Origin of the sequence: Streptomyces sp. NBC_00647, assembly GCF_045207245.1 — a bacterium.
Lineage (GTDB): Bacteria > Actinomycetota > Actinomycetes > Streptomycetales > Streptomycetaceae > Streptomyces.
On record NZ_CP109040.1, the window covers coordinates 107,494 to 119,710 of the forward strand.

16 protein-coding genes and 2 pseudogenes are annotated in these 12,217 nt (G+C 68.8%); 6 read left to right on the plus strand and 12 right to left on the minus strand.

The window, feature by feature from the left end:
• Positions 1–137: 137 nt before the first annotated feature.
• A pseudogene (locus OG788_RS00465) lies at positions 138–688 on the plus strand (transposase family protein); the annotation flags it as partial.
• Here OG788_RS00465 and OG788_RS00470 read toward each other — a convergent pair.
• Positions 679–1,167 (minus strand): annotated as a pseudogene (locus OG788_RS00470) (hypothetical protein); the annotation flags it as partial. The pseudogenes OG788_RS00465 and OG788_RS00470 sit on opposite strands and share 10 nt — an antisense overlap.
• A gap of 130 nt (positions 1,168–1,297) precedes the next feature.
• Between OG788_RS00470 and OG788_RS00475 the strand changes: the two are divergent.
• From OG788_RS00475 to OG788_RS00485, 3 genes are all read left to right on the plus strand, one after another.
• On the plus strand, positions 1,298–1,672 hold the full coding sequence (locus OG788_RS00475; RefSeq protein ID WP_406368336.1) for a DUF6233 domain-containing protein: 375 nt from the start codon (positions 1,298–1,300) through the stop codon (positions 1,670–1,672).
• A 77-nt stretch (positions 1,673–1,749) separates the two neighbouring features.
• On the plus strand, positions 1,750–1,953 hold the full coding sequence (locus tag OG788_RS00480) for a hypothetical protein (protein WP_406368338.1): 204 nt from the start codon (positions 1,750–1,752) through the stop codon (positions 1,951–1,953).
• Between the two features lie 157 nt (positions 1,954–2,110).
• Positions 2,111–3,031 carry a Ku protein gene (locus OG788_RS00485; RefSeq protein WP_406368340.1) on the plus strand — a complete coding sequence of 307 codons (921 nt, stop codon included), beginning with the start codon at positions 2,111–2,113 and terminating at the stop codon, positions 3,029–3,031.
• A 202-nt stretch (positions 3,032–3,233) separates the two neighbouring features.
• Here the strand turns inward: OG788_RS00485 and OG788_RS00490 are convergent, their stop codons facing one another.
• The 11 genes from OG788_RS00490 to OG788_RS00540 form a co-directional block, all read right to left on the minus strand.
• Positions 3,234–3,434, minus strand: coding sequence for a hypothetical protein (locus tag OG788_RS00490; RefSeq protein ID WP_406368341.1), 201 nt, complete (start codon positions 3,432–3,434; stop codon positions 3,234–3,236).
• Positions 3,421–4,191, minus strand: a complete 771-nt coding sequence (locus tag OG788_RS00495; RefSeq protein ID WP_406368343.1) for a hypothetical protein — start codon at positions 4,189–4,191, stop codon at positions 3,421–3,423. The genes OG788_RS00490 and OG788_RS00495 overlap by 14 nt, the downstream gene beginning before the upstream one ends.
• A gap of 271 nt (positions 4,192–4,462) precedes the next feature.
• The gene (locus tag OG788_RS00500) at positions 4,463–4,897 is read right to left on the minus strand and encodes an NUDIX domain-containing protein (protein WP_406368345.1); all 435 of its coding nucleotides are present in this window, start codon (positions 4,895–4,897) and stop codon (positions 4,463–4,465) included.
• An 18-nt stretch (positions 4,898–4,915) separates the two neighbouring features.
• Positions 4,916–5,716, minus strand: coding sequence for an STM4013/SEN3800 family hydrolase (locus OG788_RS00505; protein ID WP_406368346.1), 801 nt, complete (start codon positions 5,714–5,716; stop codon positions 4,916–4,918).
• Positions 5,713–6,216, minus strand: coding sequence for a hypothetical protein (locus OG788_RS00510; protein ID WP_406368348.1), 504 nt, complete (start codon positions 6,214–6,216; stop codon positions 5,713–5,715). The genes OG788_RS00505 and OG788_RS00510 overlap by 4 nt, the downstream gene beginning before the upstream one ends.
• Positions 6,209–6,844: a dTMP kinase gene (locus tag OG788_RS00515; protein ID WP_406368350.1), complete on the minus strand. Its 636-nt coding sequence runs from the start codon at positions 6,842–6,844 to the stop codon at positions 6,209–6,211. Before OG788_RS00515 ends, OG788_RS00510 begins: the two co-directional genes overlap by 8 nt.
• Positions 6,841–7,866 (minus strand): radical SAM protein, encoded by a 1,026-nt coding sequence (locus OG788_RS00520; protein WP_406368351.1) that lies wholly within the window; start codon positions 7,864–7,866, stop codon positions 6,841–6,843. The genes OG788_RS00515 and OG788_RS00520 overlap by 4 nt, the downstream gene beginning before the upstream one ends.
• A gap of 267 nt (positions 7,867–8,133) precedes the next feature.
• Positions 8,134–8,274: a hypothetical protein gene (locus OG788_RS00525; RefSeq protein WP_406368353.1), complete on the minus strand. Its 141-nt coding sequence runs from the start codon at positions 8,272–8,274 to the stop codon at positions 8,134–8,136.
• Between the two features lie 202 nt (positions 8,275–8,476).
• Positions 8,477–9,145 (minus strand): hypothetical protein, encoded by a 669-nt coding sequence (locus OG788_RS00530; protein WP_406368355.1) that lies wholly within the window; start codon positions 9,143–9,145, stop codon positions 8,477–8,479.
• Positions 9,146–9,204: 59 nt separating this feature from the next.
• A complete protein-coding gene (locus OG788_RS00535; protein ID WP_406368356.1) occupies positions 9,205–9,549 on the minus strand; it encodes a DUF6415 family natural product biosynthesis protein in 345 nt (114 codons plus the stop codon).
• A 77-nt stretch (positions 9,550–9,626) separates the two neighbouring features.
• Positions 9,627–10,109: an ATP-binding protein gene (locus OG788_RS00540; protein WP_406368358.1), complete on the minus strand. Its 483-nt coding sequence runs from the start codon at positions 10,107–10,109 to the stop codon at positions 9,627–9,629.
• Positions 10,110–10,314: 205 nt separating this feature from the next.
• Here OG788_RS00540 and OG788_RS00545 point away from each other — a divergent pair, with 205 nt between their 5' ends.
• On the plus strand, positions 10,315–11,568 hold the full coding sequence (locus tag OG788_RS00545) for an XRE family transcriptional regulator (protein ID WP_406368360.1): 1,254 nt from the start codon (positions 10,315–10,317) through the stop codon (positions 11,566–11,568).
• Complete coding sequence (locus OG788_RS00550; RefSeq protein ID WP_406368361.1) at positions 11,565–12,089, plus strand: GNAT family N-acetyltransferase; 525 nt, start codon at positions 11,565–11,567, stop codon at positions 12,087–12,089. The genes OG788_RS00545 and OG788_RS00550 overlap by 4 nt, the downstream gene beginning before the upstream one ends.
• Positions 12,090–12,217: the final 128 nt, after the last annotated feature.

Consider the following 12,217-nt stretch of genomic DNA (forward strand, 5'->3'; position numbering starts at 1 on the left):
CGGTGCCGAATCTTCGCACGACGGCTTCTCCACGATGGGAGGGGGCCGAGGTCTTCCGGGCCGGTGAACCGCCGTCGAGCGCTGGTGACGGTCTGCCGCGGTTCCCATGGTCGCCATGCGCCGGTGTCGTGCCGCCGCTGTGGTGCGGCCATACCTACGCCCAGCTTGCAGCCGGGTTCGGCGTCGGGATCGCCACCGTCTACCGCTACGTTACCGAGGCGGTTGAGGTCCTGGCAGCCGTCGCCCCGGACCTCGCCGCAGCCGTACGCACTGCCGCGCGCAAGGCGTTCGTGATCCTCGACGGCACCCTACTACCCATCAACCGGATCGCCGCTGACCGCCCGCACTACTCCGGGAAGCACAAGAAGCACGGCATGAACATCCAGGCCATCGCCGACCCGTTCGGGCGCCTGCTGTGGGCCTTGGCCGCGCTGCCCGGCGCGGTCCACGACGTCAAGGCGGCCCGCACCCACGGCGTCATCGAGGCGCTGGCCGAGGCCGACATGTGTTGCTGGGCGGACAAGGCGTACCAGGGTGCCGGCGGAACCGTCCGCGTCCCTTACCGCGGCCGCTGGGAGAATCTTCCGCAGGCCAGAAGGCCGTCAACCTTTCCCACGCGAAGATCCGAGCAGTCGGCGAGCAGGCGATGGCCACCCTGAAGTCCTGGCGACTCCTGCGGACGCCGCGGGCCCGGTCTGCGGCCTGGCGTCCGGCGCGGCCGCCCAGGAGGCGCTGGACGGTGGCGGGCGGGATCGCGGCGAGCAGGCCGATGCGGTGGACGCCGTAGTCGTGCAGGGCCTGGGCCTGGCGGGGTCCGATGCCGTGCAGGGCCTCGACAGGAAGGGGTCCGAGCCAGTCCGCGACCTCGTCGGGGGTGATGGCGAGGACGCCGCCCGGGCCGGTGATCTGGCCGGAGGCGGTGGCGGCGACGGTGACTGACGGGCCGATCCCGACGCGGACGTCGACGCCCAGCCTCGAGATGGTCCGCACGCGCAGCACCTCTCCCAGTCGGGCGGCGTCCACGCCGTGGTAGCGCAGCGCGCCCTTGAGCTCTGCCAGGGCGGCTGTCGGGGGCAGTGCCTGGACGATCGGGGACAGCTCCGCCATCTGCTCCAGCACCTGCCGGTAGAGGTCCTCCGGCAGCCGGTCCGGGCAGCGCACGTGCATCACGCTCGCCCCCTGTCGTGCTTCGGTCCCTGTCTCCACAGCACTCACCTCCTCCACTCCACGTTATCGAACTAGAATTCGAACACGCGAGGTGGCGAACCCGATGGCCTCTGGATCTAGAATCGGATGCATGTTCGATGACCTGCCGCCTGACCTGGCGCGACTGCTCACCCTGCGGGTGTGGCACGCCATGTGGCTGCAGCGCATCGACACCAAGATCGCCGCCCTCCAGGAGCGGGAGGCCGAACAAGAGCAGGGCCGCCGAAACCGGCCCGCGGAACCGGACTGGGTCGTCGAACTCGGCATCGGCAACGGCCGCCCGCCCATCGAAGTGCACGTGGGCGGCTGCTACGCCGCGGGCAAACGACGGTGCCCCGTCCCGCGCGACGAAGCCCGCCGGCTCCTCACCTCGGGCGTGCGCGCCTGCGGTCACTGCCAGCCCGACACCGCGCTGGAGATCATCGACTTATCCGCCGGCTCAGCCCTCTCCATCGCGATGCGCTGACCGGCACCCTGCATCTTCTGGCCTCAGGCTGCTTTCGCGGTGACCAATCCACCCATCACCCGAAACAGGACACCCTGATGACCAGCACTCCCCCGCCACCAGTCAGCGAACCGGACCCCTCCACCTTCACCTGCCCCAGCAGCCTGGTCGGCCCGTGCTCCGGCTGCCAGCGACGCACCCACAAGTACGGCACCGGCGGCATGCCCCTGTGCCAGTGGTGCCTGGCCCCCGTCCAGCAGAACTGGGGCTCCACCGTCCGCTTCACCAGCAGCCGCCCGTAAACACCTAATGCGACGTGGCCCGACAGCCCTGCGCATCCTCGACCAACCGCCCACGGCCGAGGCCGCCTCTCCCCCGTTCAGCGGCGATGCCTCGCCGCGCTTGGGCCTGCGCCTGCTTCTAGGCTGAAGGCCTCGGGGCTTGTCGCGGAGGTCCCCCATGCCCCGAACCATCTGGTCCGGCGCCATCTCATTCGGCCTGGTCACCGTGCCGATCCACGTGGTCAACGCCCGGGAGGACCACTCCATCCACTTCCACCAGGTCCACCTGGAGGACATGGGCCGGGTGCGGAACCGCAAGATCTGCGAGATCGAGGACCGTGAAGTAGCGCAGTCCGAGATCGGCAAGGGCTACCAGTGGGGCAAGGACACGATCATCCCGGTCCTCGACGAGGAACTGCGGGAGATACCGCTGCCCACCGCGAAGGCCATCGAGATCGAGGCATTCGTGCCCCTGGACTCCATCGACCCGATCCAGATCGGCGAGGGCTACTACCTCGAGCCCGACGGCCAGGTCGCGGCCAAGCCGTACACACTCCTGAGGCAGGCCCTGGAGCGGTCGTCGAAGGTGGCCGTCGCAAAATACGCATGGTCGGGGCGCGAGAGGCTGGGCCTGCTCCGCGTCCGCGACAACGTCATCGTCCTGCACTCGATGCGCTGGGCCGACGAGATCCGCGACCCGTCCCAGCTGAAACCCGAAGAAGTGGAACTCACCGACGACGAGATCGCCCAGGCGGAGCAGCTCATCGACCGGCTGACCCGCGACGACCTGGAAGGCGAGGAGTTCACCGACCGGTACACGGAAGCCGTGGAGCAGCTCATCGACGCCAAACGGGAGCACCGCGAACCGCCCACGGCTGAGGAGCCCGAGGCACCGGGGCAGGTCGTCGACCTGATGGCCGCGCTGAAAGAGTCCGTGGCCAAGGCCAAGGCCTCCCGCGGCGAGGACGCCACCGTCCACGACATGCCCGGAAAGAAGACTGCAGCCAAAAAAGCGACGGCAAAGAAGACGGCAAAGAAGCAGCCTGCCAAGAAGGCAGCCAAGAAGACGACAGCGCGGAAACCGCGGCGCAGCGCCTGAAACTGCTCAGTACTCCAGCAGCGTTTCGCTGTCTGGGCTGGCCCGGGGTGCGCGTGGACGAGGCCACCGATGCCTGACGCGCCGGGGCAGTTGCTCGTCAAGCTCACGGCAGGAACGGGTTCACGAGGCAGGCTGATCGGAGAGCCACGATCGTCGTCGCCCCGGGGCCAGGGCCCGTCCGGCGGCTCGTCTGGAACGCGTGTCAGAGTTGGGCGTGCATCCCGACGGCTCGCAGCAGCCGGATCGCCGCGACCCGCTGGTGGCGCGGACGATCCTCGGTCAGCAGCTCGCGCAGCAACTTCTGCGGTACGCGGTCGGCCCACGGCAAGAGGGCCGCGGTCGCCTGCTGGAGCACTGCCGCCGATGGGTCGTCCAGGAGCGGTCGTACGTCATCGACGCGCACCGCGTCCAGTGCCCGCAGCCCGGCCACCGAGGAGGCACGAACGCCGGGGACCGGGTGCGCGAGGAGCGCCCGAATCCGGTCCGTGTCCTCGCGCGTCCCACACTCGCCGAGGCCCACCGCGGCGGCGGGCCGGCCCGCGGGGCCGGCCCGCGGGGTCGGCACACAGCGCGCGGTACAGAGGCACCGGGTCCGTGCCGCCCTGCCGCAGCACCCACCGGGCGCACGCGCGTACTACGGCGGACCGGTCGGTGAGATACGGCTCGGCATCGGCGTGCCGCCCGGCCCGGCGCAGGGCGGTCACCCCCGCCGACCTGACCCTGGGCCGCCGGGACCCGAGCAACGGCACCACGACCTCTGCGAACTCCTCGAAGGTGCCCTCGCCGAGGGCGGCCACAGCCGCTTCGGCGCACAAATTCTGCACCACAACGTCGCGGTGGCGGGCGGCAATCTGAGCGAGCCGCGCGATGGGGAGCAACCGCCGCTCGAAGGCGACGCGGTACGCGAGGCGAGCCGTGGCCCGGTCGCCGCTGTCGAGCAGCGCCTCGGCTTGCGCGGCCGGGCCCGCACGCAGCGCCCCGGTCAGCAGCTCCTGGGTGAAGCCGCCCCGTGAGCGGCCGCCGACCCGCAGGATCAGCGCGGCGTGCGCGGCCAGCTGGTGCGGGGGCGCCTCGGCCAAGAGCGCGCGGGCCCGATCGCGTACCGGCCCCGCCCAGTCCGCGCAGCGGATGACGACCAGCGCAAGCAGCGCGGGCCGCACTCGCCGCGGGGGACGGGAGAGGCGGAGCCGGTCTGGGGCGATGGTCAGGACGTGGCCGGGAGAGCCCAGCTTGGTCCGTCTGTCTTCTCGTAGTGCACGGTCTGGCGGGTCGGTGTGACGGTCAGGAGGAAGGCGTCGCGCTCGGGTTCGGCCCCGAAGATTTTCGAGCTGCTCAGTGGCCGCGAACTACGGGTCGGCGGCTGCGTCCAGACGTCAACGGCCGCGATCGGTTACGGCCCCCAACTGCCCCTGGGCGTGCACGGGCGGGTTGTCAGCTGTTCGCAGGGCGGTGATCTGCGAGGAGCAGGGCCAACGGCCCTGCGGGGAGGAGGAATCGCCCGTCGTGCACGGCCTGAAGGGCATCGGGCATCGGCCACCACATCAGCTTGAAGTCCTGCTCCGTCTCGGTGAGTTCCTGGGCGCCGAGGGTGAGGTCGCGGGCTTCGTAGATGTGGACGCGCGCCGGAGAGCTCAGCGTGATTGCGTGTGAGCCAAGCTGCCGCCATTGCCCGGCGGTTACTCCGGCTTCCTCTCGCAGCTCGCGGCGGGCGCAGTCCAGCGCGGTCTCTCCGTCTTCGCGGCGTCCGCCGGGCAGGAACAGGTACTCGCCTCCGTGGGCGGGAAAGTCGGTGCTCAGCAGTGCAACTAGGCCGTTTACGTCGAGTGCCACGACCACGGAGGCGTCACGCATTGATCCATCGCTCATACGGATCGAGCGTAGCGGTCAGTTGTGTACCCATGCGGCGAAAGGCACATTCCACACGGCAGGGTGGGCGATGCCACGGCCGTGGAAGCCGTCGTCTCCGTAGGCATCGCCGTGGTCGGCGCACATGATGACCAGCCAGCACCGACCCCGGCCGTAGAGCCCGTCGAGCAGCCGGCCCAGGTGAGCGTCAGCGTAGGCGAGCGCGGCCGCCTGTGAGGCGCTGCTGTCCGTGCTGTTACCGAGGTAGTGGCCGTGGGGGACGTGTGTGGCCGAGACGTTGACGAACAGCAGTAGCGGCTGGCGACCGTCGTAGTGGTCGGCGATGGCGAGGGCCTGGTCTGTCTGGTGGCGAGTGGAATCGGGCTCCGGGGAGCAGAACTCGGGCCGCCAGTGCGCCTCGTGGAACATTGCAGGCAGGACCGAGCCGAGCGGGGTCTCGTCGGAGAAGTAGGTGACCCCGCCCACGCACACGGTGCGGTAGCCGTGCAGGGCGAGTCCGTCGAGGAGATTGGGGGCGTCGAAGACGAACGTCTGGGGCGGCACCTTCTTGAAGGCCGGTGGGCGGCACTCCCACAGGCGGGCCGGCTGCTGGGGCTGAGGCAGTTTGGGCAGAAAGCCGGAGAAGAACGCCATGTGGGCGGGCAGTGTGAAGGTTCCGGGCGTCTGTCGGCGTTCCCACTGTCCGCCCGGAAGGAGCCCGGCAAGGCGCGGTGTGCGGCCGTCCTCGAGCGCACGGTGGGCGACGTCGTGGCGCAGGGAGTCGAGCGTGACGAACAGGATGTTGGTGCCGGACTCGATGATCTCTGCTGCGTTGATCACGGGCGGGCTCCGTCTGTCGACGTGGGGGGCCAGGGCTCGATCGTGCCCTTGGCCTGGGTGTTCACGGGGATCGGGATGCGGTCCCGGGCGATGAGGTCACGAATCACTGCGAGCCCGGTGGTGTCGTCCAGGAGCGTGCCGAGCGGGGTGTAGAGGCGGATCCGTACGGTGTCGGTGCGGTTGTCGGTTCTCGCGGACACCCACGCTGCCGGGGCTTCAAGGGCGTTTGCTGCGGCCAGCAGTTCCTCTTCGGGCTGTTGCCCGAGGTGGCGGACGTGGCAGGCGTAGTGCTCGGCGTTGATTGCGCCCTGGCACAGACGGTCGGCGAATTCGACGCTGACCGGGTGTCCGTCGTGGGCCACGGCGAGACGGGGGGTCTTTGTGGTGACGACCAGGCAGGCGCCCAGCCACCAGCCGACGGCCTCGTGGATCTGGCCGGGGTAGTGCCCGACGGCGCCGCCGTCGCGGATGACGGCGGCCGTGTCGATGGGGTTAAGCAAGGGGGCGCTCCAGATCGGCGATGACCCAGTTGGCGAGCTCGTCCGGCGTTTTGTCGTCGGTGTCGAGCCAGATCGCGGTGTCGTCGGCTTCGGCTACTTTGGCGAAGTTGGCGAGGAGGCGCGGGAGCCGGTCGGGGATGTCGAGCAGATCGGTGTCGTCGCTCTTCGTGTCTGTCTTGGTGGCCAGCCGCTCGCGCAGCTCGTCCTCCGCGCAGCGCAGGTAGTAGGTACGGGTGGGCGTTGCCACGTAGGGGCGGAAGGGTGCGAGCAGCGTGGTCACCGCATCGGTGGGGACGCGGTGGACGGCGGAGTGACAGGCGATGACGGACGACAGGTAGCGGTCAGCCACCACGGGCCCGTGTGCCTGGGCTTGCCGTATCCGGTCGGACGCGTGCAGCAGTCCGGACAGGTAGAACCCCAGCTGAGGCAGCGGCCGCAGGGTGCGTTCGATGAGCGGGGACCAGTCGGTGTGCGGGTCGGGCAGCGTGTGCAAGGTGGATGCCTTCAGGCGTGCGGCGAGCAGGCTGGCCAGCGTGGACTTGCCGACGCCGGACACGCCTTCCAGAACGACGATCGGGTGGTCGGTCTCGTAGGAGAAGGGCTGGTAGGGCGGCGGGATGTGGGTCATAGCGTCCCTTCGGTGAAGGATGTGACGTGCCCGGCGACGGCTGCCACGAGCCGTTCCGGGTCGGACAGGAGCTCGGTCACGCTCAGGCGCAGGTCATCGCGTAAGAGGCACGGCTGGATGCCGCCGTTGTGGTCGACGCGCAGGGCCCAGAAGCCCTCAACGCACTGGCTGCGTAGGAGGCAGGTGCCGCACTGGCCGAGGTGGTGCCGGCCGAGGTTGCGGTGGATCACGTCGATCTCTATGCCGTCGATGCGGAAGACGCGCCGGCCCTGGCCCACCCCGGCGACTTCGACGTGCTCGTCCGAGGTCAGGGTGCGCAGGTAGGTCAGGATCGCTTCGGCCGACACGGCTGAGGCGGCCCGGGCTTCGTTGAAGTCTGTTCCGACCAGTTCGATGAACTGCACGGGCAGGCGGCGTTCCAGGGCGAAGTCGAGGATGTGCTCCACCTCGTGGGCGTTCTCCTTCTGGAGCAGGGTGTTCAGTTCCACCCGCTGGAACATCTCCCGGGCCGCCTCGATGCCGTCGAGGACGGTGTCGATGCCGATGCGGGTCCCGGCGATGGCCTTCAGGCTCTCGTCGGAGAAGTAGTGGAGCGATACCTTCACCTTGTCCAGGGGGGTGCGCGACAGCCACGCCCGGTGAGTGCGGACCCGGGTCCCGTTGGTGATCAGCGTGTAAGAGCCGTCCGGCCCTTGCGCCGGCAGACCTTCCAGGATCGGCCGGGCCATAGGAGAGGACAGCGGCTCCCCGCCGGTGAAGTACACGCGTTTGAGGCCCTCGGCCGTCAGGGAGCGGATCAACGCCAGGTAGCTGTCCGGGTCCAGTGCTCGGGTGCGCGGCTGCCGGGAGCGGTCCGCCCTGGTCAGCGGGGGCGGGACGTCACCCTCGTTGTGGCAGAACCAGCACGCGATGTTGCACCGCGGCGTGAAGGAGACGCGGAGTTGCCCGCGCAGGGCCGCGAAGTTCTTCAGTGCTGTGAAGTCGACGGCGTCGGCTTCTACAGGATGAGTCAGCGGTTGCATACTGGCCTCCAGAGCATCCGTGAGATCGGGCCCTTCGCCGCCCCGTCGGGGGGAGGCAGGGCGGCGAAGGCAGTGGACCCGGCACGGGAATTCGCTGAGCCCGAGGGGGAATAGGGGCAGCGCCCCGCGCCTGGGTCGAGTCGGGAATCAGGGGCTGATGCCCCGCTCGTATTGCCTGCGGAGGTACTCCAACCGCGCATCACCAAGCAGGGGCGCAGCGGAGAACGCTGGGTGTCCGCTGTGTGGTCACGTCGTGAAACAGACCGCTCAGCTCGGCGGCAAGGGGCCGGCCGCGAGCTGCTCGCTTCGGACCTTTCCCCGCACCCGGCCCCACTCCCTGCCGCCGGGAACTTCGCCGATGTTCGCGATCGTCTGCCCGAAAACGGTGGGGATCCTGAGGTTGGTCATTGTTCCTCCGTGGTGTGGACGGTCAGATACAGGCGCGTGGGCCCCCTTCGTCGCGCCGGGGGATGCGCGGCGAAGGGGGTGAGCACCAGCGCGGGAAGGGAGAGCCGGGCCGTAGGGGATCGGCCGTCAGCTCCCTGCGCTGGGCGTACGGCCTGCCCGATGGCCTGGGCACGGACGGTCTTCCGGGCCACCGGACAGGGGTCTATGCGGCCGTCCCGAGTTCCTCAAGCAGCTCGCCGAGGTCCAGGACACGGAAGCTCGAGAGCCGGCGGACCACCTGCGAGGCCAGGAACGTGGCCAGGTCGGGGTTCCCGTAGGGCACGGCGATGTCCGGCCGGGCGACGACGTGCAGGCCCCCGCGGACGAGACGGCCGTAGAGGACTCCGCTCACGCCGTACAGGGGGGCGCTCTGGGCGAGGAACACCATCGGCTGCTTCTCCATGTGCGGGCACAGCACCGCAACGGTGCGGACGTGCCGGGCGCACACCGGGGGCTGGTTCGTCAGAATCTCCGTCTGGGTGGGGTTCTCGTCCCTGGGCCCCGCAAGGAAGATGAAGCCGGCCTTCGTCCGGGCGGGCTGTGCGCATACCTGGCAACGGAGAGTCTGCATGGTCATCATCTGCCGGTGCGGGTGCATGAACTTCCACTGCGGCTCCCCGGTCGGCATCCCGTCCACGCCCAGCGGATTCCAGCCGACCCGCGCGAACAGCACACCGCGGGGATCACGATCCCGGGGATCTTCGTCGAGGTAGTGGAGGCGGCTTCGGCCCGGCGCGCTGCGCCTGATGACCAGGTTGTCGGGCGCGGCCTCCTCCCCCACCCGCTGGATGACGTACGGGACTACGGCCGGTCCGGCTGCGGTGGAAGGCATGGAGCGATGCGTCCTTCTCGACGGGGCGGGCGGGCTGTACGGAAGCAGGGGACCCAGCATCAGGTCACCTCCCGCAGGCACTTGATCGCGCCGAGGCGCTCGTGAAGTTCGTTGGCCGACCAGGCCATCCGGCGCAGATGCCCCACAGCCTGAAGGTGGTCACCCGGCATTGCCTCGGTGCGTAACCAGCGGGCCCGCTCGATCAGTTGTTCCGCATACGGGTCCTTCTGGCCGGCCTCCGCGGCGACGGCGATAGCGACGAGTTGCATCAAATGGCCGCGGAGCCGCAGGGCGTGGTCATCGAGGGCTTCCTCGGCGGGGGTTACGTCGTCGAGGACCGCGCCAACGTCGTCGAGGAGCGATTCACCGTCGAACGGCTGCCACCCCCGGACTTTGGTCAGCACTGATTCCAAGGCTTCGGGGTCCAACGGCGGCGCCCAATCAGGCACGGGCATGGTGCAGCGCAGGATCGTAGGGCCGCTCATAACTGGTCCCCAGACGGGATGACGAGACGGCACCAGGTCATAGCGCCGATGTCGTTAGTTCCCCATGTGCCGCCGTTCTCCTTCACCAAAGCATCGACGAGAGCGAGACCGCGCCCCGACTCGGCGTCGGTGCCGGCCGCCTGCACGGGGGACGGCACGCCCGGAATACCGTCCGCAACAGAGAGGTACAGATCGCCGTCCTGCACGGCCATGGTCAAGCTGACCGTGGTGGTTCCGCTGTGCAGGATCGCGTTCGTGACCAGTTCGGAGACGATGAAGCCCACGTCGTCCTGGAGGGCGTCCAACCCGCGGTACTGCAGGCGTGCCATGGCAATGCGGCGCATGGCTCCTACCCACGCGCAGTCCTCGGGGCTCGGCGGGGTTCCGTCGCGGCGGCACGCAATCTCGAAGCTCACACCCATGACGTCACCATCGCGGTAGCGGACCTCGCGAGGCGTTTGTACGGCTGTCGTCAACACGTCCTCGTCCTCTCGGCCCGCACATCGGGCTCACGGTCACCGGCCGCACCAAATGTCGGCTCGGCGGTTCGCGTCCAGTCAACGAGCACTGAGCGGAGGGGAACAGGAAGGGTTCCGATTGCGTGCAGGCCCCCAACCGGAAGACTTTACGTTCGCATTACCTCGGGGCTAGATCGCACGATGGCGGCAGGACTACCGTCGGCGCATGGGAGCGAACCTCATCCTTCAAGGCCGGATGCAGGAACTCGGCCTCACGCAGGACGAGCTGGCAGGTCAGCTCAACAAAGCACTGCTGGAGATCACCGGCCGTCCCGGTGAAATATCGTCACGCACCATCCGCAACCTGCTGAGCGGCAGGCACAGCCGACCCATCGGTCGTACGTGCGCTGCACTGGAGCGCGTGTTCGGCTGCCGGGTAGAGGAATTAGGGTTCAGCGCACCACGCTCCATGCAAGACCCCCCGGAGGACCCAGTGCGGCGCCGCAATTTCATCGCCTCAACCACCGGAACAGCCGCCGCAGTACTACCGATCGTCAAGCAGCGCCGCTCTGTCGGCATGTCCGACGTGTCGCGTGTTGCCGCCAACATGAACCGGCTCGTCGAAGCAGACGACCACCAGGGCGGCCATGCCGGCCTAGCCGCAGCCGCCCTGCGAGGCCGCGCCGACGTACTGACACTGCAGCAGCGAAACGCGAGCGAGCGAGTACGCCGAGCCCTGTACGCCCTTGCCGCGGAATACACCACCATCGCAGCCTGGTCCTGCATCGACCTTCGCGACCTCGACCGCGCACAGAATTACTTGCACGAGTCGACCGCATTCGCCGGCCTCTCGCAGGACCCGTCAACCGGCATGCGTGTGTGGGTCAACATGGCCATGCTCGCCTACCAGCGGCGGAACTGGCCCGAGCAACTCGCTGCGGCTCAGGCCGCCGAGGCTTCTCCGGCCGCCCGCAGAGACCCGTTCTTCGGCTCTATGGGCGGCGTCCGCGTCGCCCTGGCTCACGCAACCCTCGGCGATACCAGGGCAGCCCAGCGCTCCCTTCGGGCAGCGCAGACCACGCTCCGCAAGGCCGTAGTAGTAGACCATCCGCGGTGGACGGCCTTCTACGGAGCAGCCGAGCTCGACCACCTCGCCGCGATCATCCTCAACCACAGCGGACTGCACGCCAATGCTGAAGCCATGGCGCACCAGGCGCTTGCCAGAATCCCCGGCACATTTCGACGCAACCGTGCCCTGGCGACCTGCCAGCTCGCACTTGCCCAGCTCCGCCAAGGCGAGCCCGAACAAGCCACAAAGACGGCTGCCAACGTCTTCGCCCTCATGGAGGGCTCCCCGCTGCCTGGACGGATGCGCACGCTGATCGGAGACTTCCACCGAGATCTCTTCAGCATGGCGCCGTCCACTACGTACGCCCGGGACTGGGCGGACCGTATGCGAGATGAATGGAGTCGAGCGTGACCAGCGTGATCAACCTGCGGCAGTACCGCCACGGTGAACTTCCGGCCGACTTCACGGAGATGCTGGTCGATGTCCACGCTGACGCTTACGCCGATGCCATGGACCTGGAGTTCAACCAGCGCTTCCCCTGGTTCGCCAATCACTGGTCGAACATGGAGGGATTCACGTGCGTCGTCGGTTTCGACGGTGAGGAGCCGACCGGCTTCGCCTACGGCGCGCCGCTCCAGTCCGGCCGTGAGTGGTGGCGCTCCACGGGCTACAAGCCGAACAACGGCTACAGCGCAACCTTCGCCGTCTCCGAGGTCTTGGTGCGGCCCGGATGGCGCAAGCAAGGCATAGCTGAGCGCCTCCACGAGGCACTGCTCTCCGAGCGCCCGGAGGACCTCGCCGTGCTCCTGGTCGACGTCACCCACCCCAAAGTCCAAGACCTCTACGATTCCTGGGGCTATACCAAGGTCGGTGAGCAACAGCCGTTCGCCGACTCCCCGCTGTACGCAGTCATGATCAAGGATCTGCACTGATCTACAACCCGTAGAGGCAGCCGTAGGAGCGGTGGCCTTACGGCCCGCACGCCGGCCTCCGGCTGGGCTTGCCGCGCTGGCGAACAGCCCCTGGGGGCGCCCGTCGCTGGACGCCATGCGTCCGCCGG

Bases quoted from the DNA above. Each gene is read 5' to 3' on its own strand.
- OG788_RS00475 (WP_406368336.1), top strand. From the start codon at position 1,298: ATGTTCGATGACCTGCCGCCTGACCTGGCGCGACTGCTCACCCTGCGG.
- OG788_RS00545 (WP_406368360.1), top strand. From the start codon at position 10,315: ATGGGAGCGAACCTCATCCTTCAAGGCCGGATGCAGGAACTCGGCCTC.
- OG788_RS00515 (WP_406368350.1), bottom strand. From the start codon at position 6,844: ATGACCCACATCCCGCCGCCCTACCAGCCCTTCTCCTACGAGACCGAC.
- OG788_RS00520 (WP_406368351.1), bottom strand. From the start codon at position 7,866: ATGCAACCGCTGACTCATCCTGTAGAAGCCGACGCCGTCGACTTCACA.
- OG788_RS00525 (WP_406368353.1), bottom strand. From the start codon at position 8,274: ATGACCAACCTCAGGATCCCCACCGTTTTCGGGCAGACGATCGCGAAC.
- OG788_RS00485 (WP_406368340.1), top strand. From the start codon at position 2,111: ATGCCCCGAACCATCTGGTCCGGCGCCATCTCATTCGGCCTGGTCACC.
- OG788_RS00500 (WP_406368345.1), bottom strand. From the start codon at position 4,897: ATGAGCGATGGATCAATGCGTGACGCCTCCGTGGTCGTGGCACTCGAC.
- OG788_RS00480 (WP_406368338.1), top strand. From the start codon at position 1,750: ATGACCAGCACTCCCCCGCCACCAGTCAGCGAACCGGACCCCTCCACC.
- OG788_RS00530 (WP_406368355.1), bottom strand. From the start codon at position 9,145: ATGCCTTCCACCGCAGCCGGACCGGCCGTAGTCCCGTACGTCATCCAG.